We start from the raw sequence: 26,152 nt of genomic DNA, 5'->3' as shown, positions 1-26,152 counted from the left end.
TATACAGATCTGAGGTTAAATAGGAAAGTGCCGAGGTTAATACCAACTCTCTTGAATAAGTGATCTATTTTTAGGATTGGTATAACTCACTCAACAACCTGCAGATTGTCTTTACTTAGCATTTTATGCGCAATGAAACTATAAAGCACCAACCAGACAAACACACTCATTAATACCGCATAGCCTCTGTAGGCATGTAAAAACCCAATCATCACCACCACAGCCAGCAAATAGGTAATAAGTACTGAAAAAAATTTCAAAGATTTTAGCTTTAATCTCACATTACACTGATTGCACTTAAAGTAGAATGGAAAAAAGCGAGAGACATCGCAAAAGGCTCGATTTTCTCATGACACTTTGGGCAAATCGCATCAGACATCTCGGTTTCTTTAAACTTCATACAACTCTTCAGGCAAACCATCTAGGTCTTAGAAAAAAGTAAATCGCTTTTTGGTATATTCGTCCACACGAATGGCCTCAACAGCAATGCTATGACTTTCTAATGCCATGACTTCAGTGTCGATACATTCAACACAAAAGGCCAAGTGCCTTAACCCCTGAGCTTCGGGGCACCTCACTCTTCTTGGCGAATTTGTAAACGAAAACAATTCAATTTGGCCGCCATCAGACAAAGCCAAATCTAGCTTGAAAGAATCTCGCTGCTCGGTAATTTTCTGCAATGACTTTTAACCCTAAAACTTGTATGTAAAAGCTTTAGACCTTTCATGATCAGAACAAATAATTGCCGCATGATGAGTGCCTTTTAAATTCAAGCTCTTCTCCTAGCAAAATAGAACATTATCAAAGCTTACTCATCTATAAACGCCCAAGTATCTGCACCGTCAAAGCGTCTCACCTTAATACCTTGCGCAGCTAAGGGGGTCACCATACGAAAATTCACAGCGGTTTTCTCTCTACCGGTTTTTTCAGTCAAGGTGTAATGGGTCGTGCATCCACATTTTCCACAACGATGAAAGTGTATGTACTCATCACCATGGCTATAAATTTCTGTACCACCTTGGTGGATATTGAGTGAAACTTCTTGCGGAGGGTAGTTGCCCCACAGGGCCCCTAAACGATGGCAGATAGAGCAATTACAACTGGTAAGTGACTCAGGCTTCGGCATAATTAATTGAATATTCCCACAATGACAACTTGCATTTAGCATCTTATTTTCCTTTATTTTTGTTAAGTTGTAGTAAATCCCATTTGTTTCCGTAAAGGTCTTGAAATACCACTACTGTGCCATATTCCTCTTCTCGTGGCTCTTCATGAAACACCACGCCTTTACTTCTCATAAACTCATAATCGCGCCAAAAGTCATTAGTACGAAGAAACAAAAATACTCGACCACCCGTTTGATTACCCACTGCGTTTTTCTGCTCATCAGAACTCGCCTGCGCGAATAATAGATTCGTGCCATTCGAGTTTGGCGGCGACACTTGAACCCAGCGTTTTCCGCCTCCTAAGTCTGTATCTTCAACTAAGGTAAATCTAAGCTTATTCGTGTAAAACTCAATGGCATCATCGTAGTTTTCAACTACTAGGGCAATACAGCCTATACTTTGTTCTATTTTTTCTGACATCTGTGACCCATCTATTTTTGACTTACTTAAATTCAATCATGACCAATTCATTATTGGTTTTCACAAAGTTATCCCCCAGCATTTTTAATGAATATTGTGAAAAATCACTCATAAACAAATTGTTTTCATTAAAACGACCAATAACTTCCGCTTGCTCTAATACTGGGTTATAAAGCCAAACATTTTGCTGTTTATCTTGCAAATAAACCTCATTGCCTTTCACGTAATAGCGGCCCTGAAGTGTTAGAGCTGGGAGTGCTGTAGTTTCGGACACTTGACCGCCAATAACTTTTTTAAGTTGGCTGCTGTGATTTAATATCAAGGTGTTGTCGTCTAACACCTGTGCCCAATGAAAAGGCCCTTCAAATAGAGTGCTAAGGTTATTAGTCTTTAAGTCTATGGCAATTAGAGAAGTGTTTAACTCTGTTTCAGATTGCACGTACAAAGTATTGCTTGTTGCTTGCAGCAATTGTTTTACTGGTACATTCAACTCGAGCTTTATTGGCTTAAGAGTTTCATTAGCAAGACTTAAAAGCCAAACATGATTTTCAATGAGATAAGCCACTCGATTTTTATCTAACCAAATGTGATCTGTAACCTCACCTGCTTGTGTCAGTTGAAAAAGTTGCTCACCTTGTTGCAGCCATATCTGAGTTGAGCCACTTCGATTACTGAGCACACTGATTTCATCTGTTTCAGGTCGGAATTTCCCCTGCGTATCAGTAAATTTCGAAAGTGCAATATCAACTACATTGTTAAGGTTTGTTACAGAACTTATTCGAACCTGATGGTTATCTCGACCGAGTAAAGCAAACAACTGCTCTTCAATAAAAGTTAACTCCGTCACCTCCATGCTGCTAGCCAGGTTTATGTTGCTGATAACCATTCCTTGAGGACTATATTCTACAAGTGATTTATCCAGAGCTACCCATAAATTGCCACTGTCTGAAAATGTCATGGCCAAGTTGCTAGAACTTAACGTTTGGTCGAAACTGAAACCTAAGTTAATGGCTTCAAATTTGCTCTCTTCTAGATCAAACATCTGTAATTGATTATTAAACTTTATAGCAAGTCGAACTTTATCAGGTGATATGAAAGCATTATCAATCTGACCTGCAAGCAAACTAGTTTGCTGCTGTGTTTGAATATTTAACGAAATCAGCTCTGACTGCCATTGTTTGTCGGTTTTAATAAACAAAAATGTTTCATCATTTATGAAAAACGGTGTGTGATTGAAGTTATTTTGGCAAGGCAATACACGAGTAAGCGCTTTAACCTTGATATCTAACACCACTAACTCGGCGCATTTAACGCCATTTTGCTCAATGATTTGGCCAAAACGCAGTTGTGGTTTATCTTCAGCTAAAACCATTCGACCATAAACATTCGCTTTATCTAACAGCACTTCTCGCTGGTTGTTTTGTGTATTGTGAAGCACTAACTGGTTGCCAGCTTGTTTATCTATAAAGATAAATTCAGTTTTAGACAGCGGTATTACTTGAGCAAATTGCTCAGTTTGTGTGTCTAAACTGATTAAATTTGCTTGAGCAGCTTCTGATTTTTTCGTCGGTTTATAAATCCAATGAATAGACGTTAATATGACTATAAATAATGAAACAACACCTAACAAAGCAATTGGTTGACTAAAGAGGCTTTGTTTTATTTGATGGGCGGCTGTGACGTTTTGCTTTTCAAGTGCCTCAACTTCAAGTTTCTCATTTTCACGATCTTTACCTTCAAGGCCTTCATTAACAAAAACCAAACTATAACCACGTTTAGGATGCGTTTTAATAATGGCCTGCTGTTTGGCTGTATCACCCAGTGATTTTCTAAGTTGTGCGATAACGCGTTGCAACGCATTAGGCGCAACAATCACATCTTGCCAAACTTGTTGTTGCAATTGCTCATAACTGACAAGCTCACCTTGGGCATCAAATAGCACTTTAAGCACCGACACCAGCTTAGGTTCTAGTTGCGTCACAGTGCCTTGTTTGCTTAATTCGCCTGATTGCCAGTTTATGGTGAAACCATGAAAATGTGCTTGGTGCATACTTAGTGAGCTCGTAAGTTATGCAAGATATTGCACTGACTCGAATTTTTGTCATCACATCCGTCAAGCAAGCCCGTTAGGGTTTGCTCTAGAGCTTCAAGTTCAATTTTGGCTTTTTTGACTCGCTCTAATTGCGCAGCAATTAAGTCATCAACATGATTATTGTGCCCTTCGCAGGCATTGCCATGATCGCATCCAAGCACTTTTTTAATCTCTTCAAGGGGAATTTGTAAATCTCTACAACGGCGAATAAATGACAAACGCTCAACATCTTCTTGCTGATAAACGCGATAACCATTGGCAGCACGTGCGGGCTCTGGTAATAATCCAATCTCTTCGTAATAGCGAATGGTTTTACTGGTCACCTGAGTTAATTTTGAAAGTTCGGCAATTTTCATGTTGACCTTCCTGTTACTGGAAGCTTTATAGTGGCTTTACACTAACGCACTTTTTATTCGTGTGAAATAGTTAAACTCATTTAAATTATTGGTTTATAGATTAGTCATGTTGAAATCGCGTATCGTATACATTTTTGTATTGGTCCTGCTGCACAGTTTATTAAACTGTGACCGCGCGCCTTTTCATGCCGATAATAGTCATGATGAACCTGTCCATGTACATGAGTTAGTGAAAGCCCCCCATTTTGATCAAGCCGATGACGGCTCTCAGGTTTTCCACGCTGATATTCATAACCATCACACTTGTCACAGCGGCAATAGCGTTAAAGTGCAAAGTGTGCTGGCTTATAGCGAGCAAATATGCAGTTACAACCCAGCTTATCAAAGCAAAAGTTACCCGCCTTTAGTACCGCCTCCGAGCTTACTCAATATCGCCTAGCGCACACATTTCACCATTTTTTAACTGATGACTCATAGCTATAGGCTTTAGCTTCTAGCTTCTAGCTTCTAGCTTCTAGCTTCTAGCTTCTAGCTTCTAGCTTCTAGCTTCTAGCTTCTAGCCATCATCCAGTGTGCGCTCGACTGTTAATTTTCATCCAGAATTTTAATAAATTGAGTAATGAACATGAAAAAGATCTCTTTTTTGATCATGGGTTTGGCTATTTGTATGCACCAACCTGTGTGGGCCGAGCAAACGCCGCTTAGCCTAAAAACTGTGCTACAACGCACACAAGCAAACCACCCTAGTTTGCAACTTTACAAAGAAAAAGCAGCAGTTATCGAAGCGAACCGCTTACAAGCGGGTTTATCGCCAAACCCTGAATTAAGCTTCTCGCTCGAAAATGTATTCGGCAGTAACGAGGCAAAAGGTGTCAGTGGTATAGAAGGCACTTTGCTAATTAGCCAACTATTTGAACGCGGCGATAAAAAGCAGCGTCGCATTGCCATGCAAGATAGCAAACTGGCGCAATTTCAGACCGAATATCAACTCTCGCAACTCGATGTATTTGCTGATGCCACCGCGCAATATTATCGGGTGATGCGCTTACAAAGCTTACTCGCATTAAGACAAACGCAGCGAAACACGGTATCGGACGCGCTTAATACCATTAAACAACGCGCAGCGGCAGGTGCGGTATCGAATGCCGATGTGGCTCGGATGCAGTTTGAATACGGGACGCTACAGCTCGAACAGCAACAGCTTGAAAGTGAATTTACAGCAGCAAAACTGCGTCTCGCCAAATTTTGGTTAGGTGAAACTGATTTCAATACTGTTCAAAAACTACTGCCAACATACAGCGATGCTAAAGGCTATGCTAACAGCAATCTGAAAACAGAACTGATCTTGCCTAATTTAGCTGAATTGCATAACGCCATTGATATGGCACCTGAAATTCAACTTATCTCACAACAAGTGCTAGCCGAACAAGCAACTATGCAATTGGCTTCAGCTAATTCGATAGCAGATCTCACCCTTGGTACAGGAGTCAGATTTGATAATGCCAGTAATAGTGCTTCTCTGCTGTTTGAAGCAGCAATGCCTCTGCAACTCAGCAATCCGCAACAAGGCAATATTAAAGCGGCACGTGCGCAAATCGACTTATTGAGTGAGCAGCAGCAATTAATTCGTCAATCTCTCAAACAACAGATCAGCCAAACCTACAATCAAGCTCAAAACCAACAGCGCAGGCTGTTGCAGTTGCAAAGCCAATTGCTTCCTTTGGCAAAAACTTTAATCTCGCAAAGTTTAGACAGTTATCGTCTTGGTCAGATCTCAGTACTGCAACTGTTAGATGCGCAAAAAGAGCGTTTCAACACAGAGCAAGCAATCATAGATACTCAGATTGCGCTGCTCAATTCACACCTTTTGTTACAGCGCTTGATAGGCAACACCTCACTATCAGCTCTGAATAACGCTCACTCAAGGTCAACACTCTCTAAACACTCAGCACCGTCTTCGCCATGGAGCAACACATTATGAACTCATTAAAACTATCGACTATCGCCTTAATATTCGCTTTCTCAATGCTCGGTATGACTCATAGCCCTATGGTTTTTGCTGGCGAAGGGCATGATCACGACGAAAAGCCACCTTATACACAGAAACAACCACATCATGATGAAGAAGAAAATATCGTGGTGCTCACCGAGCAAGCCATTCTAGCCAATGCCATAAAAACCGAACGTGCGAGCACTGGCACAATAAGCCAACACGACACCTTGTTTGGTGTGGTTGCGCCAACCATAGACAACACTTTCACCATCATGGCGCCTTATCAGGGCATTGTTGAAAAAGTATTTGTTGAAATTGGTGATCGAGTGACAAAAAACCAGCCGTTACTCAAAGTACAAAACCGTCAAACATTACAAAGCTATATTATCAAAAGTCCTGCAGATGGTGAGGTCACGGAATGTTTAACTGCACAGGGGCAACTCGCCTTAGATCAAACCTTATTAACCATCATTAACCTTGAGCAAGTGTGGGTTGAGCTGTCGGCATTTCCTGAAAACATCGAAAAGCTCCAAATCGGTCAAAGCGCTGATATTTACGATTTACACCAACACTTAAACACCTCTGGCAAGGTCTCGTATATCGCCCCGATGATGACAGGCGGACATATCGCCCGGGCAAGAGTGGTGATCAACAATCACGACGGGCACTGGCGACCGGGCATGCATGTGAAAGCCGATGTAAAAACGGCAGAGCTTACAAGCCAATTAAAAGTGAAACAAACCGCCATTCAAAGCTTAGAAGACGAAAACGTTGTGTTTGTTAAAACCGCAAACCGCTTTGAGGCGCGCCGTGTGAAAATTGGTGAAGCCAACCGCGAATGGGTATCGGTCATTGAAGGCTTAAATCCGGGCGAAGAGTATGTCACTGAAAACAGTTACATCTTGAAAGCCGATATTCTAAAAAACGGCGCAAGCCACGCGCACTAAGGAGCAGATATGATTGATTTTATAGTATCTTTTGCCGTAAAGCGTCGATGGCTAGTCATGGCTGCCACTTTGCTGGTTGCCGCATTTGGTGTGTATAACATGACACGCTTATCGATAGATGCGGTCCCCGATATCACCAACGTACAGGTGCAGATCAATACCAAAGCCACCGGTTTCACCCCGTTAGAAACAGAGCAACGGATCACCTATTTAATAGAAAACGCCATGGCAGGATTACCAAACCTCGACACAACACGTTCGCTATCGCGTTATGGATTATCTCAAGTAACGGTTATTTTTGAAGAAGGCACCGATATTTACTGGGCTAGACAGCAAATTGGCGAGCGACTGCAGAGTGTTCGCAGCGAATTGCCCAATAACATAGAGCCCAGTATGGGCCCTATTGCCAGTGGCTTAGGTGAAATATTTACCTATATTGTCAGAGCACAAGACAATGCCAAAAAGCCCGATGGCTCGGCTTATAGCGCAGAAGATCTGCGCACTTTGCAAGACTGGGTTATCAAACCGCAACTCATGAAAGTTAAAGGGATCACAGAGATAAACAGCATTGGTGGGTTTGAAAAGCAATATCAAGTTGCCCCTGAGCCGAGCAAACTACTTGCGTATAAACTCACCATCGCGGATGTAGTTAATGCGCTAGAGCAAAATAATGCCAATCGCGGCGCAGGTTATATTGAGCGAAATGGCATGCAATATTTGGTTCGATCCCCTGGGCAATTGAAAACCCTGACGGACATTGAACAACTTGTAGTCGCTAAACGTGACGATGCGCCTGTGCGTATTAAAGACATAGGTAAAGTCTTGTATGGAAAAGAGCTACGAACCGGCGCTGCCAGCTATGGCGGTGAAGAAGCAGTTCTAGGCACAGCCATGATGTTGATGGGCGAAAACAGTCGTGTAGTTGCCAAAGCTGTGGCCGACAAACTACAAGCAATTCAACCCAGTTTACCTGAAGGCGTTATCGTCGAAGCCGTATACGACCGCACAACATTAGTTGATAAAACCATTGCCACCATAGAGAAAAACCTATTTGAAGGCGCGGTGTTGGTCATCGTTATTTTATTTTTGTTACTTGGCAACATCACAGGTGCGCTCATCACCACATTGGTTATTCCACTGAGTATGTTGTTTGCAATGACAGGCATGGTAAGCAATCGCGTATCGGGCAACTTAATGAGCTTAGGCGCCATAGATTTTGGTTTAATAGTCGACGGCGCGGTCATAGTCGTTGAGAATGCTCTGCGCCGTTTGGGATTAGCCCAACACCAACACGGCCGCTTGCTGACCTTACAAGAACGCTTAGACGTTGTGTATCACAGTACCAAAGAGGTCTTTAATCCCGCCGCATTTGGCATGCTGATCATCATGTTGGTGTATTTACCCTTATTTGCTCTAGAAGGCGTCGAAGGTAAAATGTTTCAGCCAATGGCGTTTACCGTAATCGCCGCGTTAATTGGCGCGCTGATCTTCTCTATTACTTTTGTACCAGCAGCCATTGCCATTTTCGTTAAAGGTAAAATTGAAGAAAAAGAAAACCGAGTCATGCGCTCAGCAAAAGCCATTTACCAGCCGTTACTCGCTTTCTCTTTAAAACACTCAGTTGCGCTAGTCGCCGTGGCATTCACTTTTGTAGGAATTGTCGCTTGGCAAGCACAAAAACTTGGGGCTGAATTTCTACCTAAACTCGACGAAGGTGATATTGCCATGCATGCGCTTCGGATCACAGGCACTGGGTTAGAGCAATCGGTTCAGATGCAGTTAACGCTTGAAAGCACCATTAAAACCCTGCCGGAAGTGGCGCATGTGTTCTCAAAGATTGGCACACCTGATGTTGCCACCGATCCTATGCCGCCTAATGTGGCAGATACCTTTATGATCTTAAAGCCTAAATCTGAATGGCCCAATCCTGATGAGAGTAAAGCTGATGTTCTTGCTCGACTTAGAGCTAAAGTTGCAGACATGCCGGGTAATAACTACGAGTTTACTCAGCCCATTGAAATGCGCTTTAACGAATTAATCGCCGGTGTGCGCGCCGATGTGGCACTGCGTATTTATGGCGATGACTTAAGTGTACTTAAACAATATGGTGAAAAGGCCACTGCACTATTGAAAAACGTCAAAGGTGCCACCGATGTGCGTTTAGAGCAAATTGCAGGTTTACCGACTTTGTCGGTTGAACCACAGCGTGATCATTTAGCATTACTCGGCTTAACGGTCAGTGATATTCAAGACACCCTCACCGCTGCAGTCGGTGGTGTTGAAACAGGCCTAATTTATGAAGGTGACAAACGCTTTAAACTCTTAGTCAGGCTTGATAAACAATGGGCGCAAGAATTAGAGGCCTTAAAATCATTGCCTGTGGCTTTGCCCGCAAGTCAGAACCCAGATCTGGCGTTTGTGCCTTTGGGCGAAGTGGCAAATATCGAGTTAACTACAGGGCCGAATCAAATTAACCGTGAAAGCGGCAAACGCAATGTGATTGTCACCGCCAACGTTGATGGCCGGGATTTAGCTAGCTTTATCAGTGAAACAAAAGCCCTTATGCATGGCGAACTCAACCTTCCTGCAGGTTATTGGCTTGATTACGGGGGCACTTTTGAGCAACTCGAATCAGCCAGCCAGCGACTCAGTATTGTTGTGCCTGTGACTTTATTATTAATACTTGGCTTGCTTTACAGCGCATTTAATTCAATCAAAGATGCATTGGTGATTTTCAGTGGTGTACCATTGGCGTTAACAGGTGGGGTACTGGCTTTAATGCTCAGAGACATGCCATTCTCAATTTCTGCCGCAGTGGGCTTTATCGCCCTCTCTGGTGTGGCAGTACTTAACGGCGTAGTCATGCTGTCGTTTATCAAGCAGCTCAGGGGGCAAGGTTTAAATTTATACCAAGCTATCGAGCAAGGGGCCTTGCAAAGGCTACGCCCAGTCATGATGACCGCCCTAGTCGCCAGTCTCGGCTTTTTACCCATGGCGCTGAATGTCGGCACAGGTGCCGAAGTACAAAGACCGTTGGCAACAGTCGTAGTCGGCGGTATTGTTACCTCAACACTGCTGACTTTAGTGGTGTTACCTGCGCTTTATAAATTGATTTATAAGAAGTTAAGAATGCAACCAAAAAGATAAAATTAAGTTTAGACAAACCCAAACTGTTAACAATAAAGAAACAGTGTTACTATACATATTGCATCTAAACTTTAGCTGCAAAATGTATAATTTATAAAAATAACAAGGACAATTAATGAAAAAGTCTCTAAAGCTACTTTCAGTAGCGCTTGCATCTGTTTACCTAGCAGGTTGTTCAACATATTCTGTGAATAACTATGGAATTTCAGCTAGTAATGTCGAACAGCTTAAAAAGTTCGATGGCGTGCAAGTATCAGTAAATGACTTTACAGCCTCAAAGCCAGGTTTATCAAAAATCCAGTGTCGCGGAGCTGGCCCAGTTGCAGTTTCAGACGGTACAACTTTTGAATCTTATATAAAGGATGCTTTAGTTTCAGAGCTTAAGCTTTCAGGGTTATATTCAGAAAATGCACCGATAGTAATTGATGGCTACTTCGAAAAGATTGATTTCAATTCACAAATTGGTAGCGGAAAATGGGTTTTTGAGGCTAAAGTTTCGTCAAACGAAAATCAAACTGTCAACTTAAAATCTGTTTATGAGTTCTCGACAAATTGGGTAGCAGATAAGGCTTGCCAGCAAGTTGCACAAGCATTTGTGCCAGCTGTTCAGAATCTAATTAAAGACTTAGTTTCTAACCCTCAATTTGTTCAGTTAGCAAACGCTAAATCTTCTACAAACCTTTAATCTATTATGCAGCTAGGAAACTAGCTGCTTTTTTATGATAATACAAAGCAATCGTAAAATTTATCTGTTCAACAAGTTTTACTTAACTAACACTACATCGAACATCACCCCCATACTTGCCATATATACCAAATAAATAACGCCTGATTTTAAGATTGTCACCCACCATGAAGCCTGATACATGGTCTTAAATGCTTTTATAAAATACCACAGTGCATATACCAGAATAGGCGCTTGCAGAATGAGGAAAGCAGTATGCTTTTGCTCTAATACCTCGAGTGGTCCCATTAAAATTAAGACGAAATAACTCATGGTATGAATATGTAAAGAAAACACGATATTACCCACCATGTAACTGCTTGGGTAAAGTGCCTTTACGTAAAATGCAAATAGTGGGAACAAGATAAACATCGCTTTAGAATACAAATCTAAAGAAGAAGCCGAGTAATCTTCTGCGACAATAAAAAACTGCTGAAATGTCGAAAATAATAAGAAAAAGATCACACTAACAACCAAGTACAACCTAAGAGGTGGCGTATATTTGGCACGCATTCCCTGATCATACTCGTATGAAGCTAAACCAGGTTTAGTGAAAAGGGTTTTGAGCGTTCGAGACAACCTGCCATCAATGTCTAACAATTCATGCACAGATTCTCTTATAAAAGGAATAAGTGGTTGCCTTATTGATTTGATACTTTGTCCACAGTGTGGGCAAAACTTACTACCTTCAACCAAAGTTGTTTGGCAATTTTTACAATTAAATTCCATATTAATAATTCATTCATTAAATACAAACAACAAAGCGCTTGCTGAGCAACCACTGGGTTATTTATTGCAAAATCGACTTTAATGGTTCAAACACTATCTGAGTTAACGCCTTGGTTCAATCTAAACACTGAGACAAAATCACTTCTCTATCTTAATATTTTTTAAGGCTCCAACTTGAACGCTCAACTGTTGAAAATTATGTGAAACAATCAATTCCATCAATATCCTACCATTTCTGAATAAATTTCAATCAAACATTTATTCTCACCCAATAAAATATCGCAATTATTGCAAACAATTGTAAATAAATGTCATTTGCAATTTCAAATGAGAATTACTTGCATAATAATGTGCGCTATTTTGAAGACGTCCTTGAGGTATCAATGAAAATCAGTCCAGTAAGCCAAGCAATTTGCGCCGCATTAGTTACTTTTGTATCCACAGCCCAGGCTGCAGAAGAGAAAAAACTTGAAGTAATAGAAGTCACTGGCAGTTATTTTAATAACTATAAAGTAGATGATGCATCCGGCGCGATGCGCACCAATGCATCATTGCTTGAAACACCTCAATCTGTGAAAGTGATCCCCGACAATATCATTGGTGAACAATTAGCAACAACGTTAGGTGAAGTATTAAGCAACGATGCAAGCTTATCACCTGGCTCAAAACAACGAAATCGAGAAGTGTTTAATGCCCGAGGCTTTGAACTCAGTTCATCAAACAGCTACCTACGTGATGGTCACCAACACTGGTCACATTACCAGCAACCCATTGAGACTTTACAGCAAGTTGAGGTAATTAAAGGCCCTTCAAGTGTGCTTTATGGACAATCTGCACCAGGCGGTTTAGTCAATATGGTGACTAAAAAGCCAACTTATAGCCCACTATTCAATGTCAGTGCTGATACAGATCAGCATGGCTCTACTCGCTTTACTCTTGATGCAAGCAACCGTTTAACTGATAAACTGGCCTACCGCGGTGTACTAGTAAAACAAGATGTTATTTTTGACCGTCAATATGTCAATGGCGAAAATAGAGAGCGCGATCGCTTCTTAGGCTACTTAGCTGTAGATTACGAAATTTCTGACAACTTAGTTGTTAGTGCTTACTATGACCAAACCAATGACAAAGCTGGGTTAGATACGGGCGCTTGGCTCGACAGCTCAGGCAAAGTCATTGGTGACAAACAAGACATTTATGATTTTTCTTGGGCATTTACTGATATTGAAGTAAACAATATTGGAACTAAAATTGATTACCAAGTTACTGATAACTGGCTAGTTACATTAGGCTATAACGAACAAGATTTTAGCCGTCAACGATTTGAATCAGCACCTAAAAAACCGAGCGACTACAGTGCTGGTAACAGTTATGAATCAAACCCTTATGACAGATATGATGATTGGCAATTTAAAACAGCTTACTTTGATATTAAAGGTGAAGTTCAAACAGGCTCTGTACAACATAGTCTACTAATTGGTGCTAATAGCCTTGATTATTATTATGGCCAACTCCGCACCAAAGGTGAAACAATTGTTTATACGCCAGGCGAAGCAGAGCCTATGCGCCCAGACATTAGTTACACTACCGACGATTCACTTTACACCAGTGAATATGATTTCTACGGCATCTATTTCCAAGATCTAATGACCTTTAATGAGCAATGGCAGGTTGCACTTGGTGGTCGCTTCGATAAACAAAATAAAGAAAATGCCAACAGTGAATCGTTCGTACCAAAATTTGGGGTGTTATTTCACCCTAATTCGAACGCCACAGTTTATGCCAATTACTCTGAAGGTTTTCAGCCTCAATCGAGCGAAACGCTTAACGACGAAACTGATATGAACCATGGTATGGCGCTAGATGCAATCAGCTCAACGCAATTAGAACTTGGCTTTAAGTGGCAGGTAACAGAAAGGTTATTAGTAGAAAGTGCCCTATTTGATATTGAAAAAAGTGGCGTGCTAGTTACTGAAGTCCTTTCAGATAATCCTGACTTTGACACGATCACAACTCAGGCTGGCTTACAACGCCACAAAGGGGTTGAGTTATCTGCGCAAGGGGCTTTAAGCGATACGCTATTCTTAATGGCATCAACCATGTACCTTGATGCAAGTTATGAACGTGATGAAAAGTATCAAGGTAAAACACCTGTTGATGCACCTAAATGGTCGGCTTCTTTATGGTCGCGTTATGAATTAAACAACGCATTTGCATTTAATGCTGGCTTAATTTATCAAGGTGAGCGATGCGCTGACGCTGACAACTCTGTGACTAAAGACGCTTACTATCGTGTCGATGTTGGAGCAACTTATAGTACTCAACTTGCAAACCAAAACGTTGACTTTAGATTCAATATAGAAAACATCTTGAATGAAGATTATCTAGCTGGCGGTGGCTTGAATAATGTCACTATCGGTGATGAGCGTACCGCGCGATTTGAAGTAAAAGTGGCTTTTTAACATTTTATGAAAGCAGAAGCATTGCGCTTCTGGTTTTACTTTTAAGATCCTACTTTCTATTTGGCTCATGCGCCTCATAATGTGGCAGCTTTTCATTTAAGCTATCCCAACAGGCTTTAGATGTAACGAAGTTATGTGAGATTGGCCGCTCTGTTATGTCTGAATCTAAAATACCTAGCCTTAATCGGTAACGGCTCAGATCAGCTTCATTTGAACTATAAATAGGGGATGCACAAGTTTTACAAAAATGCCTTTTACGACCAGGTTTCATCTCATAAAAACTTAAGTTTTCAGCACCAGAGGTAATTATAAATTCACTCGCATTAACAAATCCATTGGTAGCAAATGCAGTACCGCTTGATTTTCGACATAGAGAGCAATGACAATGAATGATCGAGCTGATCTGCCCTACTTCAATTTTAACCGTCCCACATAAGCAGCTTCCTTGATACATCTTTACCTCTCTTTAAAAAATCGCTAAAACTTAACGCAAGTTATCATAAAGAGAATTTATGCAAAGCAAAACCAAAAGTTAGTTTAAAAGCTGATTATATAACTCATGCGCTTGCTCAAGCGCAGCCTTTCCATCATCCAGAGCTTTTATTGAATTAAGGTGCGCTCTGGCCCAATTGGCTAAAGCCGGTATTTCTTTTATTTCTTGTATGACAGTTTTCTTTGTCACACATTGCATATTGTACACCATTTTACTATACAGGTCGGCCAATTGAATCACCCTAATAAGATGTAACGTTTCTTTCGTGCTTTTCTTCTGTTCAGCCAATTCATAATGATGATGATCTGCAACTACATTCGAAATAAGTGTAGGACCCCCCCATTGAAGGCAAATTAACTCAGATAAATTAGCGTGCGATTCTTTAAATAAGTGCTTTTCAGCCTCAACATGCTGCGCTGGTGTTGACCAAACATAGTCATCAATATGGTTAAATTGTTCTTGGCTTTCTTGAAAGCGAAGAAACAAACCCAAATCATGAAGTAAGCCCGCCAAATACGCTTGTTCAGGCTTAATATTGCACTCATTCAAATGACTGGCAATTAACCTAGCTAAACAAGCCACTTCTAAGGAGTGCTGCCAGAGCCTTTTTTCAGATTCTGTGACTGGTACAAATACCTTCGTCACTGCTATGGAAGCTAGTAGGTTTTGGATCTGATCGATGCCTATCCGGATAACTGCATCATGAATATTGGCTATGGGTTGATGTGAACCAAATAAAGCGCTATTGCTTAACTTTATTGTACGTAGTGCAAATGTGGGATCTGACTCTGCAAGATGAATCACTTTATTGAAATAGTCTGGATCATTCACAGATAAAGATAAGAGTTGAGTGATCACACTAGGCAACATAGGAATGTTGTCTATTTGTTTTGCTAGCGCATTCGTCGTATAGCACCCTCAAAACAAAGCCCATACTAAAAGTATAGGCCTTGATTCAAATAACTAACAAAATGCTTTAGTGTGAATTTACATCAACCACGTGTATTTCTGTAACTGCTTCTTTTCGGTTTGTTCGCACTATCATTGCTGCCATTTCTCGAACGACCACCACTGCTTGGGCGATTACTATTATTTGAGCGATTCGAGTTATTTGCCTTCCCTTGTTCACTGCGTTGCCCTTGACCACTCGGCTTGTTATTGCCATTTTGTGGTTTGCGATTTCCCGAGTTAGGCTTATTTCTACGCGATTTATTTGCGTTCGATTTATCACCTTCAGCGCGATTGCCTCGTGACTTAGGCTTTGATCTAGGTTTGTTACTAGAAGTTGAATTAGCTTTATTCTGCTGATTGTCAGCAGAAGCTTTCTCCTGCTCACCATCCATTTGTTTAGGTTTTTTCGGCTTCTTAGGCTTTTTCTTTTTCAGCGGACGTGTATCTAGCTTAGACTCTGGCACTGAGTTTTGCGGCTCAAAACCCGGCTCAATTTTACGCGGAATAAGCTCTTGAATGAGCCGTTCAATGCCAAATAAATCATTGGCATCTTCATGTGTTACAAACGATACAGCCTCACCGGTTGCGCCTGCACGACCAGTACGGCCAATTCGATGCACATAATCTTCATATACGTTTGGTAAATCGAAATTCACTACATTAGGTAGCTCTTGAATGTCTAAACCGCGTGCAACAATGTCAGTTGCCACCAGCACTCTAACTTCACCCTCTTTAAAACCCGAAAGGGCTTTCATACGCGCGTTTTGACTCTTGTTACCATGAATAGCTGCTGCCGCAATTTTTGCTTTTTCTAAATCGCGAACCAAACGGTTGGCACCGTGCTTAGTACGAGTAAATACAAGTACTTGTTGCCAGTTATGAGTTTTCACTAAATGCTTAAGTAACCCAGTACGTTTACTTCTATCAACCTCATAAACGCTTTGTTCAATGCTTTTCACTGTGCTGTTCGCTGGCGCCACTGAAATCTCAACCGGATCGTTGATAAGGCCTTTTGCCAGTTCACGAATTTCATCAGAGAAAGTCGCAGAAAACATTAAGTTTTGACGACTTTTAGGAAGCAGTTTAATAACGCGCTTAATGTCGTGGATAAAGCCCATGTCTAACATGCGATCGGCTTCGTCTAATACAAATAGCTCTAATCTGTCGAATTTAATAGCATTTTGCTGGAATAAATCCAGTAATCGGCCTGGCGTTGCGACCAAGATATCTGCACCACGACGCAACTTCATCATTTGCGGATTAATTTTCACCCCACCATACACAACCTGTGTCGACAGATTTAAATGCTGAGAGTAAGTTTCAACATTCTGCCAAACCTGATCAGCAAGCTCGCGTGTCGGTGTTAATACCAATGCACGTACTTGATTCGCTCTGGCTTTATCCCCTTTACTAAGTAGTTCAAGCATAGGCAATGTAAAGCCCGCCGTTTTTCCTGTGCCCGTTTGTGCGGCAGCCATCACATCTCTGCCCTCTAAAACGGCAGGAATAGCTTGTGCTTGAATAGGAGTTGGTTGGGTATAACCTTTATCGGTTAAAGCTTGAAGAATATTTTGGGATAAAGCGAGATCAGAAAATTGCATATATTTACTCAAATTTGTAAGGCGATGCAGGGTACCGGATCGCAGCTAATTTAGCAAAAAGAGAATGTGGATTATTCAAGCAGTATAGACTCTGAACACCTGAAATCGACTTCCTAGTGCTCTAAAACTTTTAAAACCAATGGCGCGTTTTATTTGCAAACCAAACCAGACTTAACATCACGGGTACTTCGACCAATACGCCCACCACAGTTGCAAGCGCAGCGCCCGAATGCAGGCCGAACATTGAAATAGCTACTGCAACTGCCAGTTCAAAAAAGTTAGAAGTACTGATCATACATGCGGGGGCGGCAATGTTATGAGGTAACTTTAGCTTTTTAGCTAGCCAATACGCCAAAGCAAAAATACCATAAGTTTGAATAAGTAGCGGAATAGCAATTAAGCCAATGACTTGAGGCTGTTCAATAATCGTTTGTGCTTGAAAGCCAAATAGCAGTACCACTGTGCCTAACAAACCAATAACAGAGAATGGCTTAATACCAGCAAGAAAGCGGTTTAACTGCGCTTCACCCTGCTGTTTCAGTAAAAAGCGTCTAAAAGCAAAACCTACAGCCAAGGGGATCAAAACATACAGCATGACTGAGATAATCAACGTTTCCCAAGGGACTGTAATGTCGCTCACCCCTAACAAAAGCGCGGTGATCGGCGCAAACGCAAATGCCATGATAATGTCGTTCACCGACACCTGCACAAGCGTATAGTTTGCATCCCCTTTGGTAAGTTGGCTCCATACAAACACCATCGCAGTACAGGGCGCAACACCCAATAAAATCATGCCTGCGATGTACTCGTTTGCACTTTGGGGGTCAACCATAGACGCAAAAAAGACTTTAAAAAACAGCCAGCCTAGTAAAGCCATTGTGAAAGGTTTGATCAGCCAATTAAGTACCAAGGTAAGGATGATCCCTTTTGGTTTTTTGCCGACATCTTTAATGGCTGCAAAGTCGACTTGCACCATCATAGGAAAGATCATCACCCAAATGAGCAAAGCAACGACTAAATTGACGTGAAAAAACTCTAAACCTGCAACGACTGCAAAGGCGTCAGGCATAAAGTTGCCAGCAATCACGCCAACTAAGATACTTAGCCCAACCCAAACAGATAAATAACGCTCAAATAGCCCCATACTTTTCTCACTTTTAACTGGCTCATTCTTGTGTCAAACAGTGCCAAACAAGAACATATGAATTTTCATATATTCTAAGCCAATCAAACCCAAATAGATATATGGGATTTCATATACCTAAGATTCTAACTTTAAATATTAATAGTCCGCGCGGATGAAATGATTTTGAACTAAGCAATCCAAATACCGATTGGCTTTCACATGCTTAAACTTGAGTGGTGCTTTGAGTTCTCCAAAAAGTGGAATACCGCCTCCGAGTAGGACAGGAATAGTCGTTATGATTAACTCATCAATTAAATCTTGTTGAAGAAACCCTTGAATGGTTTTACCGCCATCAATATAAAGGTTTGTGAACCCTTGCTTATTCAAACTATCGACGACATCTTTTAACTCACCTTCGACTAGAAACACCTTATCGTTCAACTTTTCTGGTACTTGCTGTAGCGTATTGCTTAATACAAACACGGGCTTTGAATACGGCCAATCACAGTCAAAACTCAATACCATTTCCAATGTATTTCGGCCCATCACTAACGCGTCTATGCCCTGTATAAATTCAGAAAAACCACAATCATCGCCAGTTGGGTTTGGCACTTGATGTAACCAATCTACTTGGTTGTTTTTGTCTGCAATAAAACCATCGAGACTGGTTGCTATATATACTGTGTTTGTCATCACTCACCCTTTAACTTGTAAAAAACTTAAAATCTGATTAAAATTCTACAACGTAGAATTACTTGTATGTTTGGGGATATTTTGATGAGTGTCAAGCAAACAAAAAGAGGCCGCCCTCTACAAAAACAGTTAAGCCAAGACATTATCATCGACAAAGCAAAGCAACTCATGCTTGAAAAAGGCAAGCCACCAAGCATTCGATCTTTGGCAGCTGCATTAAATGTCGATGCCATGGCCATTTACCATTACTTTAAAAACAAAGATGCATTGCTCGAAGCTGTCACTGTGTCATTGATCAACGAAATTCATGACCCACAATCACTGCATTGGCAACAAGAAATTTTCGAATTAAGCAAAAGCTATTTAGCGATACTTGATAAGTATCGCGGGCTTTTACAAACCTTACTCAGCAGTAAAATGATTGGCCCAGCCGAGGTCTTCGCAGCACGTTTCGAGCGTATTACTGAGTCACTAGATTTAAATACAGACACACAACAAACAGCACTGCATTTGCTCGTTGATTATTTGCATGGCTTTGCCCTTGCTATAGAGTGCAACCCCAACCGAGATGAACTAAACCTTGAGATGATAGAGCAACCAGTTACTTTTATTTGTAAAACAATGGCTTTAGAATAAATAACTTGATTAGGGAGAAGCTTCAATGAACACAGATATTTCAAAAATTCTAGTTGTTTGCATGGGTAACATTTGTCGCTCGCCAACCGGTGAAGCTGTACTAAAGCACAAAGCTAAAGCACTAGGCTTAGATCTAACCATAGATTCTGCAGGCACCATTGGTTATCACAGTGGAGAGAAACCCGATAGCCGTTCAATGAAAGCGGGTGAAAAAAGAGGATACAGCTTTAAGGGCCAATATTCTCGCAAGGTTAAGCAAAGTGATTTTACAGAGTTCGATTTGATATTAGCGGCTGACAAGCAAAACTTAGCTGATCTTCAAGAAAGTTGCCCTAATGAACATCAACACAAACTTAAGCTATTTTTAAGTTTCGCTAATAGCCAATACGATGAAGTGCCCGATCCTTATTACGGTGCAGGCGATGGCTTTGAACTGGTGTTAGATTTGATTGAAAATGCCTCAGACAAACTATTAGCAACGATTAAAGAAACACAAAAATAGCGTTAAAACTTAAGCCAGCGCAATAAAATCAAATTTCATGCTCGTCTAAGGTATATTTCTGTGGTACAACGCAGCCAAACTGTTTTTAGATGAGCAAATTTGTGACCAATAATACTGAACTCTTTGCCAACATTGCCCAAGACTTGCAATTTACAGGCTACAGCATTCAAACGCTAGACCAAGAAACACCTGCGCTTCAAGCGCTAAAATCTCGTCTTGCTGAGTTTGACTTTGACACGTTTGATGAAGCAGGCATCGGTCGCAAAGATGATCATCAAAAGAATGAAACCATTCGCAGTGACAAAATTCATTGGTTAGATAACAGCAACGCACTTGAAGGTTGCTTTCTAGACTATATGGATGAGTTAAAAGCCTACATGAATAAGCGTTTATTCATGGGACTATTTAGCTACGAATGTCATTTTGCGCACTACCAGCCTGGTGCTTTTTACAAAAAACACCTTGATGCATTCAAGGGCCAAACCAACCGGTTACTTTCTACTGTGTTGTATTTAAACCCTGACTGGCAAGCCGAAAATGGCGGAGAGTTGGTCATTTATGACGGTGAAGATCACGATAAAGAGCTTACCCGTGTTACGCCAAATTTTGGCACCCTTGTGACTTTTCTCAGTGACGAATTTCCTCATGAGGTATTGCCTGCTAAGGCTGTACGCTTTTCAATTGCTGGTTGGTTTAGGGTCAATAACAGTGTAAATGGTCAAATTGACCCGCCAAGGTAAGTTGAGTCAGAATTCAACACAACAAAAAAGCGCGATAATGAAAATGGCGCTTTTTTATTTTTTACTGACCGAACAACTGAACAAACAGGCCCACTTTATATTCGTACTAATGTAGTTATTTATAACTCTATACTTTCTTTTACACGTATTTTGGCACCAACAAAATCAACATGCGCAACATACATCAAGCTCGATATTTTACGAATGATATGGTCTTCATAATCATCAAGGTGGCCGTCTGCAAAGGCAACATGCCAAAGTAACTCGATGACTTCAATTCGCTCTTCATAAGTCGTTTTTGCATTCACTTCTTTTACAAATTGGTGCAGATCTAGCGCTTCTTCTACCATAGGGCGCACTTTTTCAATTAAGGCATCAACTTGGCTTTGATCAAGTTCACATTGTGCTTTTAAGATTTCTGCGATCTTTTCAAGCTCAGTCAGCTCAATCTTGCTATCAGCACGCATCACCTCAACCAGTAATGCGGCCAGCCCTGTATTAAAATCTATAACACTTTCAAGTTGATTAGTTTGAGTTAATTCATTACTAAATTCAGTTAATAAAGCTTTGAGTTTTTTAAACAAAGTGGCATCTCTAATCTTTAAGTATATTTTTGATTATATCCTTGTTTCAGGAAATAGATCAGATCACAAACATTTTCTTACAGTATTTCTTTGCTCTTGGGTTTAATCTAACCCCTTTATAAATACTGATTACATGGATGAAAATGAAAGCATTTTTTACCGTCGCTTTACTCATTTTATTAACCGGCTGTGTCTATGTGCCAGAAAATGCACACCAATATGATACCAAATGCAATGTCATGCGTAAAAAGAAGGTCTTAGCCCTCGAAAAAGCCGTCCCGATGGCAAACTGCTCAAACGAGGCGTGTGCACTGTTAATGGCCAGCTATGGTTTAGTGACTGCGGCCAGCTTTGTGGTGTCAGGTAGTATCGTGGTTATTTCTAATACAGTGTATTGGCTTGAAAAACCCTCTGACTGCAAAGATCATAATCAAGGAGACAATTCATGAAACCAAGCAGATTTACAGTGACTGTCATTACTCCACTTTTTCTCACTGCCTGTATGAGTGGTCAAAAGTACCAAGAGGTTTATGTTGAAGAATGCGATTATGTGTACAAACAAGTCATTAAAGAAAAAATAAATCCAGATTTTAGACGCTTAAATTCAGCTGAACGCATTATATCAGGCGCATTTATTTACTCCACAATTGGTGCACTTGCGACACTAGATGAAAACACACAGCAGCAAAAATATTATAAAGAATTTAAGGAAGCATGTGCAAAAAAAGGGATTGTAATTACTGAAAAACCCACTGAAAAGCGTATTTATTTGAACAAAAGAGTGCCCACAAAAAAGAACATCGACTCTGACTCAGAGCTCAGTGACATAGAAAGGTAAGCCTTAACCCGTTTCAAGGAATAAACACCTGAACAACCAAGCCCGTTTGCCCATCCCCGCGGTTATGCAAACTCAACTGACCATGATGGGCTTCTGCGATTTCTCGACAAAGCGCGAGCCCCAAACCGCTTCCACTGGCTTTTGTAGAATAAAAAGGAATAAGTGCATTCGCCATCACAGCTTCATTCATGCCCTTTCCTGCATCTTCAACACTTAACAATGTACCCGCTTCTTTTTGCTCGACTTTAACGCAGATAGCTGATTGTGCTGAGCCAGATTCATGGGCATTTTTTAATAAATTAATCAACAATTGTTCAATCTGAACTTTGTCGGCATAACATGACTTGAGAGGTAAACATCCCCCCAATGTGAAGTGCCATTGTTGCTGCACACTATCTAATAAGCCCTGCCATTCAATCACCTCTAATTTAGGTTTCGGTAATTTGGCAAACTTGCCATAACCTTGAACAAATTCATTGAGGTGACTTATGCGTTCTTGCATTGTTGAAAAGACCCGCCCCAGCCTTGGCTCATCGAGGTTTTTAGAAAGTAATTGACCACTGTGTAACATCGATGACATTGGTCCCAATGAGTTATTTAATTCATGGCTAATTATACGTATCACTTTCTTCCAAACCGCCACCTCTTGACGACTTAACTCTCTCGTGAGTTGCTTAAAGATGTACAATTTATGCTGTTGATTATTTAATAAGAACTCGCCAGTTGAAAGGTGCCAGGTCTGTGTTTCGTCTTGCTCCTGTTTTAAATGAAACAAGCCATCTCGGCCCATCTCCATTGCTTGGCGAACTTGTTCTTCTGCACATTGATAAAGTGCGTGTCGCATCAACCCTTCTAATTTAGAGTCACTATTAAACAGTAATTTTGCACTATAGTTGCTAAAGACCACATGATCTGTACTGTCGATTAAAACTAATGCCTGTGGAGACGACTGCAGTACTTTATCGAGCATTAATTCTCTTTGATAGATCCATTGTTTTTCTTGTCTCAGTTGCTCGGCAGTTTGGTTATAAACATCACACAATCGACCAAGTTCATCATTGGCACTGTAAGCAAGTAAACTTGAGAACTCACCATCTTTAAAGTTAAGTAAGCCCGTTTCTAAAGCTTGGATACCTGAATTAACCGACTGAGTTAAAACCGCACTGACAAACCAGCCTATACATATTGCAAAGCCCAAGCTAATCAGGCTTTGTATACTAGTCGCGCCAAGTAGCAATAGAATGGGAGTTAGAACAAGTACAATGCTTGTAATTACAGCTAATTGTAATTTATGCCTAGTGCTTAAACGGTCAATTGAAAGATTCATATTTATACTATTAATAATCTATTTCAAACTTTTGTAAGCGGCGATAAAGCGCTTGACGTGATAAACCAAAATGCCTGGCAACCTTTGCAACTACGCCATGATATTCTCGCATTGCAGCTTCTATCTCGGCCTTATCGGGCTCTTTATTTACTTGCTTTTTGCTTGATGAAACCGAATCTTCTAATCCAAAATCCGTAAAGTTTAACTGACCTTGTGGTTTTAATACCCCAGCACGTTTACAGGCATTTTCGAGCTCTCTCACATTACCAGGCCAAGGGTAATTGACTAGTGCTTGTTCAGTTGCAATACCAAACTCTCGATTAGGTAAAAAATAATTAATTAAAGGAATAATGTCGTCTTGGCGTTCATTCAGAGGCGGTAATCGCAGCTCAATTACATTTAGCCGATAATATAAATCTTCTCTAAATCGCCCAGCTTTAATGTCTTGTAATAAGTCCGCATTAGTCGCTGAAATAACACGCACATTTACTTTCTGTGTTTGTACAGAGCCCAAGCGCTCAAACTCACCAGTTTGCAGCACTCGTAATAATTTCATTTGCCCAGATGGAGGAAGGTTACCTATTTCATCCAAAAACAAAGTACCACCATCAGCTGCTTCAAAACGGCCAATACGTTGTTTATTTGCCCCTGTATAGGCACCAGCTTCTGCACCAAATAATTCAGCTTCAATAAGCTCACTGGGTAATGCCCCTGCATTGACTTTCACAAATGGCTGCTCTACTAGTGCCGAGTTTAACTGGACTATTTCTGCAATACGTTCTTTGCCACTGCCGTTAGGTCCAGTGATCAACACTGACACATCTGATTTGGCGAGCTGCAATGCCATATCAACCACACGCTCCATCGCTGTGCTAGCATAAATGAGTCCTGCTAAATTAGCTTCTTCATGACTTGATTGACGTTCAGTTTGTTGGCGGCTATAAACAGCATTGTCTTGCTTAGCCTTACCTAGTTCAATGAGGTTAGCAACACAAGTCACTAGCTTGTTATCGTCCCAAGGTTTAGCTAAATAATCTGCGGCACCGGCTTTGACGAGCTCAATAGCGGTCTCAAGTTCTGTCCATGCGGTAATTAAAATAATTGGCAGGTGAGCATTAAGTGATCTGAGAGAATAAAAAAGGTGTTTACCTTCTTCGCCTGAAGTAGTGTCAGCGGTGAAATTCATATCTTGAATGGCTAAAGCAATCCGTTGGTAACGCACAACTTGCTCTGCTTCAAAAGGAGTGTGTGCTGTAACAACATCATAGCCATGTATTTCTAGCAATAACGACAACGCATCGAGCACTGCTTGGTTATCGTCAATGATGAGTATTTTGTCCATGTATATTCTTTTTATTATTCGTGCTACACCAGTATGAGTGCCAGTGTAGCACGAAGTTATTTAAGATACTTAAATGGTTCTAGTTGCAATACTTGGCGCAATATTAGCTGCTCTTCTAGCAGGCCCAATCACCGCAAGTATGCTCATAGCAAAGACCAATAATGCAGTTGTCGCAATATACCAATTTGATAACAATGGCACAGAATAATGGGTCATCAGTTGTTGACCAAGTAATACTGCGCCACACACGCCCAGTATTAAACCGGCAATACAAATAATGCCATTTTCTACCACAAAATATTGAATAATAGTCGACTTGCGCGCGCCAAGTGCTCTTCTTGTGCCAATTTGTTTTGTACGCTTATTGATGTTGAATAAGGTTAAACCGAATATTCCCAAAGCAGTTACTAAGACTAATACACTGATTAAAACTACCAGCATACGCATCATTAGCCTGTCTTCAGCGACATAATCAGCTTTTTTCTCGTCAAGTCCCGTGAGATCCTGAATGACTCGTTTTGCGTAATTATCATGCATCAGTGCTTCAATTTGTTTCATCACATGTGCTCTTTGACCAGGCTCAGTGCGAACTAAAAATTGATGTAACTTGCCTGGGTCGACCATAGGTAAAATAACCGATCTATCTTTTCGCTCTTCAAGTTTAAGCCAAGGACCTTTCATCATGCCTATCACGCCGACTATTTTCAGAGGCTGATCGCCCATGTAAATCACTTTGCCCAAACCTTCTTCGTCAGGAAATAGTTCATCCAGTAAGGCCTTTGTTGCCAATGCTACTTTTGGGAACTGACTATAATCACGGTTTAAAATCACTTCATCTTGGTTAAAGTTACGCCCAGCGATTAACTCTACCCCTAATGTGTTTAAGCCATGTTCATCCGTTTCAAAATAACTCGCGTTAATTGATTTTGATTTTTCTGGTACTGGCTTTAAGCGAAATCCTGTCGAGGAGCCACCACCTGATAATGGAATTGCACTGATCTGTACCGCATCTACCACACCAGGTAGTGCTCTAATGCTTGCTTCATCTAATTCAACCTGTTGAATGAGATCTAAATCGGTGCCAAAAGTCATTACATTGAACTTAAAAATGTTTTCTTCTTCATAGCCCGTAGGTTGATTTAAGTAATCTAATCGGTCTTTAATGATAAACGCCGCATTACTGACGATAGCGGTCGTAATGGCTATTTGTATTAGCAACAATACCGCGCCCACTTTAGAGCGTAATAAAGCATTAAAAATAGGTTTAATTTCTAACATGTTAT

At 40.9% G+C, this 26,152-nt stretch carries 27 protein-coding genes and 2 pseudogenes; 11 read left to right on the top strand and 18 right to left on the bottom strand.

Features of this window, described 5'->3' with window-relative positions; genetic code table 11:
- Positions 1-86: 86 nt before the first annotated feature.
- The 7 genes and pseudogenes from CWB72_RS20615 to CWB72_RS15065 form a co-directional block, all read right to left on the bottom strand.
- Positions 87-260: a hypothetical protein gene (locus tag CWB72_RS20615; protein ID WP_171037324.1), complete on the bottom strand. Its 174-nt coding sequence runs from the start codon at positions 258-260 to the stop codon at positions 87-89.
- Positions 261-277: 17 nt separating this feature from the next.
- The gene (locus tag CWB72_RS21050) at positions 278-400 is read right to left on the bottom strand and encodes a hypothetical protein (RefSeq protein WP_289508452.1); all 123 of its coding nucleotides are present in this window, start codon (positions 398-400) and stop codon (positions 278-280) included.
- 28 nt (positions 401-428) lie between these two features.
- A pseudogene (gloA2, locus tag CWB72_RS15085) lies at positions 429-773 on the bottom strand (SMU1112c/YaeR family gloxylase I-like metalloprotein).
- Between the two features lie 35 nt (positions 774-808).
- On the bottom strand, positions 809-1,168 hold the full coding sequence (locus tag CWB72_RS15080) for a GFA family protein (protein ID WP_138633039.1): 360 nt from the start codon (positions 1,166-1,168) through the stop codon (positions 809-811).
- 1 nt (position 1,169) lies between these two features.
- Complete coding sequence (locus CWB72_RS15075) at positions 1,170-1,586, bottom strand: VOC family protein (RefSeq protein WP_138633036.1); 417 nt, start codon at positions 1,584-1,586, stop codon at positions 1,170-1,172.
- 22 nt (positions 1,587-1,608) lie between these two features.
- The gene (locus CWB72_RS15070) at positions 1,609-3,636 is read right to left on the bottom strand and encodes a winged helix-turn-helix domain-containing protein (protein WP_138633033.1); all 2,028 of its coding nucleotides are present in this window, start codon (positions 3,634-3,636) and stop codon (positions 1,609-1,611) included.
- 2 nt (positions 3,637-3,638) lie between these two features.
- A complete protein-coding gene (locus CWB72_RS15065) occupies positions 3,639-4,034 on the bottom strand; it encodes a MerR family transcriptional regulator (RefSeq protein ID WP_138633030.1) in 396 nt (131 codons plus the stop codon).
- A 106-nt stretch (positions 4,035-4,140) separates the two neighbouring features.
- Between CWB72_RS15065 and CWB72_RS15060 the strand changes: the two genes are divergently transcribed.
- The 5 genes from CWB72_RS15060 to CWB72_RS15040 all read left to right on the top strand — a co-directional run bounded on the left by CWB72_RS15060 (position 4,141) and on the right by CWB72_RS15040 (position 10,806).
- Complete coding sequence (locus tag CWB72_RS15060) at positions 4,141-4,473, top strand: hypothetical protein (RefSeq protein WP_138633027.1); 333 nt, start codon at positions 4,141-4,143, stop codon at positions 4,471-4,473.
- Between the two features lie 186 nt (positions 4,474-4,659).
- Positions 4,660-6,015 (top strand): TolC family protein, encoded by a 1,356-nt coding sequence (locus CWB72_RS15055; protein ID WP_171037323.1) that lies wholly within the window; start codon positions 4,660-4,662, stop codon positions 6,013-6,015.
- Entirely contained in the window at positions 6,012-6,974 is a 963-nt protein-coding gene (locus CWB72_RS15050; RefSeq protein ID WP_171037322.1) for an efflux RND transporter periplasmic adaptor subunit, read from the top strand. The genes CWB72_RS15055 and CWB72_RS15050 overlap by 4 nt, the downstream gene beginning before the upstream one ends.
- A 9-nt stretch (positions 6,975-6,983) precedes the next feature.
- Positions 6,984-10,121, top strand: coding sequence for an efflux RND transporter permease subunit (locus CWB72_RS15045; protein WP_138633018.1), 3,138 nt, complete (start codon positions 6,984-6,986; stop codon positions 10,119-10,121).
- Positions 10,122-10,236: 115 nt separating this feature from the next.
- The gene (locus CWB72_RS15040; protein ID WP_138633015.1) at positions 10,237-10,806 is read left to right on the top strand and encodes a hypothetical protein; all 570 of its coding nucleotides are present in this window, start codon (positions 10,237-10,239) and stop codon (positions 10,804-10,806) included.
- A gap of 78 nt (positions 10,807-10,884) precedes the next feature.
- Here CWB72_RS15040 and CWB72_RS15035 read toward each other — a convergent pair whose 3' ends face one another.
- On the bottom strand, positions 10,885-11,454 hold the full coding sequence (locus tag CWB72_RS15035) for a DUF3667 domain-containing protein (protein ID WP_252371573.1): 570 nt from the start codon (positions 11,452-11,454) through the stop codon (positions 10,885-10,887).
- Positions 11,455-11,505: 51 nt separating this feature from the next.
- Positions 11,506-11,574 (bottom strand): annotated as a pseudogene (locus CWB72_RS21155) (zinc-ribbon domain-containing protein); the annotation flags it as partial.
- A 383-nt stretch (positions 11,575-11,957) separates the two neighbouring features.
- On the opposite strand from CWB72_RS21155, the gene CWB72_RS15030 reads away from it, so the two are divergent.
- Positions 11,958-14,036 (top strand): TonB-dependent receptor, encoded by a 2,079-nt coding sequence (locus CWB72_RS15030; RefSeq protein ID WP_138633012.1) that lies wholly within the window; start codon positions 11,958-11,960, stop codon positions 14,034-14,036.
- Positions 14,037-14,085: 49 nt separating this feature from the next.
- Here CWB72_RS15030 and CWB72_RS15025 read toward each other — a convergent pair whose 3' ends face one another.
- The 5 genes from CWB72_RS15025 to CWB72_RS15005 form a co-directional block, all read right to left on the bottom strand.
- On the bottom strand, positions 14,086-14,490 hold the full coding sequence (locus CWB72_RS15025) for a GFA family protein (RefSeq protein WP_138633009.1): 405 nt from the start codon (positions 14,488-14,490) through the stop codon (positions 14,086-14,088).
- 78 nt (positions 14,491-14,568) lie between these two features.
- Entirely contained in the window at positions 14,569-15,399 is an 831-nt protein-coding gene (locus CWB72_RS15020) for an HDOD domain-containing protein (RefSeq protein ID WP_138633006.1), read from the bottom strand.
- Positions 15,400-15,521: 122 nt separating this feature from the next.
- Positions 15,522-17,081: a DEAD/DEAH box helicase gene (locus CWB72_RS15015; RefSeq protein ID WP_138633003.1), complete on the bottom strand. Its 1,560-nt coding sequence runs from the start codon at positions 17,079-17,081 to the stop codon at positions 15,522-15,524.
- Positions 17,082-17,211: 130 nt separating this feature from the next.
- On the bottom strand, positions 17,212-18,225 hold the full coding sequence (gene arsB / locus CWB72_RS15010) for an ACR3 family arsenite efflux transporter (protein ID WP_138632999.1): 1,014 nt from the start codon (positions 18,223-18,225) through the stop codon (positions 17,212-17,214).
- A gap of 138 nt (positions 18,226-18,363) precedes the next feature.
- The gene (locus tag CWB72_RS15005; RefSeq protein WP_138632996.1) at positions 18,364-18,900 is read right to left on the bottom strand and encodes a dihydrofolate reductase family protein; all 537 of its coding nucleotides are present in this window, start codon (positions 18,898-18,900) and stop codon (positions 18,364-18,366) included.
- Positions 18,901-18,984: 84 nt separating this feature from the next.
- Between CWB72_RS15005 and CWB72_RS15000 the strand changes: the two genes are divergently transcribed.
- The 3 genes from CWB72_RS15000 (at position 18,985) to CWB72_RS14990 (ending at position 20,778) form a co-directional block, all read left to right on the top strand.
- Entirely contained in the window at positions 18,985-19,536 is a 552-nt protein-coding gene (locus CWB72_RS15000) for a TetR/AcrR family transcriptional regulator (protein ID WP_138632993.1), read from the top strand.
- A 37-nt stretch (positions 19,537-19,573) separates the two neighbouring features.
- Positions 19,574-20,038, top strand: coding sequence for a low molecular weight protein-tyrosine-phosphatase (locus CWB72_RS14995; RefSeq protein ID WP_171037325.1), 465 nt, complete (start codon positions 19,574-19,576; stop codon positions 20,036-20,038).
- Positions 20,039-20,139: 101 nt separating this feature from the next.
- Positions 20,140-20,778 (top strand): 2OG-Fe(II) oxygenase, encoded by a 639-nt coding sequence (locus CWB72_RS14990; RefSeq protein WP_240700887.1) that lies wholly within the window; start codon positions 20,140-20,142, stop codon positions 20,776-20,778.
- A 119-nt stretch (positions 20,779-20,897) separates the two neighbouring features.
- Here CWB72_RS14990 and CWB72_RS14985 read toward each other — a convergent pair whose 3' ends face one another.
- Positions 20,898-21,362, bottom strand: a complete 465-nt coding sequence (locus tag CWB72_RS14985) for a TerB family tellurite resistance protein (protein ID WP_138632987.1) — start codon at positions 21,360-21,362, stop codon at positions 20,898-20,900.
- 143 nt (positions 21,363-21,505) lie between these two features.
- On the opposite strand from CWB72_RS14985, the gene CWB72_RS14980 reads away from it, so the two are divergent.
- Both CWB72_RS14980 and CWB72_RS14975 read left to right on the top strand, forming a co-directional pair.
- Positions 21,506-21,811, top strand: coding sequence for a hypothetical protein (locus tag CWB72_RS14980; protein ID WP_138632984.1), 306 nt, complete (start codon positions 21,506-21,508; stop codon positions 21,809-21,811).
- Positions 21,808-22,200: a hypothetical protein gene (locus CWB72_RS14975; RefSeq protein ID WP_138567488.1), complete on the top strand. Its 393-nt coding sequence runs from the start codon at positions 21,808-21,810 to the stop codon at positions 22,198-22,200. The genes CWB72_RS14980 and CWB72_RS14975 overlap by 4 nt, the downstream gene beginning before the upstream one ends.
- Positions 22,201-22,213: 13 nt before the next feature.
- On the opposite strand, the gene CWB72_RS14970 is transcribed toward CWB72_RS14975, so the two are convergent.
- From CWB72_RS14970 to CWB72_RS14960, 3 genes are all read right to left on the bottom strand, one after another.
- Positions 22,214-23,527: a sensor histidine kinase gene (locus tag CWB72_RS14970; RefSeq protein ID WP_138632981.1), complete on the bottom strand. Its 1,314-nt coding sequence runs from the start codon at positions 23,525-23,527 to the stop codon at positions 22,214-22,216.
- Between the two features lie 10 nt (positions 23,528-23,537).
- Entirely contained in the window at positions 23,538-24,869 is a 1,332-nt protein-coding gene (locus CWB72_RS14965) for a sigma-54-dependent transcriptional regulator (RefSeq protein ID WP_138632978.1), read from the bottom strand.
- A 69-nt stretch (positions 24,870-24,938) separates the two neighbouring features.
- Positions 24,939-26,147, bottom strand: a complete 1,209-nt coding sequence (locus CWB72_RS14960; protein ID WP_138632975.1) for an ABC transporter permease — start codon at positions 26,145-26,147, stop codon at positions 24,939-24,941.
- Between the last annotated feature and the right edge of the window lie 5 nt (positions 26,148-26,152).

The organism is Pseudoalteromonas phenolica (assembly GCF_005886345.1).
GTDB lineage: Bacteria > Pseudomonadota > Gammaproteobacteria > Enterobacterales > Alteromonadaceae > Pseudoalteromonas > Pseudoalteromonas phenolica_A.
This window is presented reverse-complemented; position numbering and strand designations above follow the sequence as displayed.

Coding starts and splice junctions, on each gene's coding strand:
- CWB72_RS15045 (WP_138633018.1), top strand. CDS start 6,984: ATGATTGATTTTATAGTATCTTTTGCCGTAAAGCGTCGATGGCTAGTC.
- CWB72_RS15025 (WP_138633009.1), bottom strand. CDS start 14,490: ATGTATCAAGGAAGCTGCTTATGTGGGACGGTTAAAATTGAAGTAGGG.
- CWB72_RS14980 (WP_138632984.1), top strand. CDS start 21,506: ATGAAAGCATTTTTTACCGTCGCTTTACTCATTTTATTAACCGGCTGT.
- CWB72_RS14965 (WP_138632978.1), bottom strand. CDS start 24,869: ATGGACAAAATACTCATCATTGACGATAACCAAGCAGTGCTCGATGCG.
- CWB72_RS14970 (WP_138632981.1), bottom strand. CDS start 23,527: ATGAATCTTTCAATTGACCGTTTAAGCACTAGGCATAAATTACAATTA.
- CWB72_RS15060 (WP_138633027.1), top strand. CDS start 4,141: ATGTTGAAATCGCGTATCGTATACATTTTTGTATTGGTCCTGCTGCAC.
- arsB (WP_138632999.1), bottom strand. CDS start 18,225: ATGGGGCTATTTGAGCGTTATTTATCTGTTTGGGTTGGGCTAAGTATC.
- CWB72_RS15075 (WP_138633036.1), bottom strand. CDS start 1,586: ATGTCAGAAAAAATAGAACAAAGTATAGGCTGTATTGCCCTAGTAGTT.
- CWB72_RS15040 (WP_138633015.1), top strand. CDS start 10,237: ATGAAAAAGTCTCTAAAGCTACTTTCAGTAGCGCTTGCATCTGTTTAC.
- CWB72_RS15070 (WP_138633033.1), bottom strand. CDS start 3,636: ATGCACCAAGCACATTTTCATGGTTTCACCATAAACTGGCAATCAGGC.
- CWB72_RS15080 (WP_138633039.1), bottom strand. CDS start 1,168: ATGCTAAATGCAAGTTGTCATTGTGGGAATATTCAATTAATTATGCCG.
- CWB72_RS15030 (WP_138633012.1), top strand. CDS start 11,958: ATGAAAATCAGTCCAGTAAGCCAAGCAATTTGCGCCGCATTAGTTACT.
- CWB72_RS15005 (WP_138632996.1), bottom strand. CDS start 18,900: ATGACAAACACAGTATATATAGCAACCAGTCTCGATGGTTTTATTGCA.
- CWB72_RS14960 (WP_138632975.1), bottom strand. CDS start 26,147: ATGTTAGAAATTAAACCTATTTTTAATGCTTTATTACGCTCTAAAGTG.
- CWB72_RS15055 (WP_171037323.1), top strand. CDS start 4,660: ATGAAAAAGATCTCTTTTTTGATCATGGGTTTGGCTATTTGTATGCAC.
- CWB72_RS15000 (WP_138632993.1), top strand. CDS start 18,985: ATGAGTGTCAAGCAAACAAAAAGAGGCCGCCCTCTACAAAAACAGTTA.
- CWB72_RS14975 (WP_138567488.1), top strand. CDS start 21,808: ATGAAACCAAGCAGATTTACAGTGACTGTCATTACTCCACTTTTTCTC.
- CWB72_RS21050 (WP_289508452.1), bottom strand. CDS start 400: ATGAAGTTTAAAGAAACCGAGATGTCTGATGCGATTTGCCCAAAGTGT.
- CWB72_RS15020 (WP_138633006.1), bottom strand. CDS start 15,399: ATGTTGCCTAGTGTGATCACTCAACTCTTATCTTTATCTGTGAATGAT.
- CWB72_RS15065 (WP_138633030.1), bottom strand. CDS start 4,034: ATGAAAATTGCCGAACTTTCAAAATTAACTCAGGTGACCAGTAAAACC.
- CWB72_RS15050 (WP_171037322.1), top strand. CDS start 6,012: ATGAACTCATTAAAACTATCGACTATCGCCTTAATATTCGCTTTCTCA.
- CWB72_RS15015 (WP_138633003.1), bottom strand. CDS start 17,081: ATGCAATTTTCTGATCTCGCTTTATCCCAAAATATTCTTCAAGCTTTA.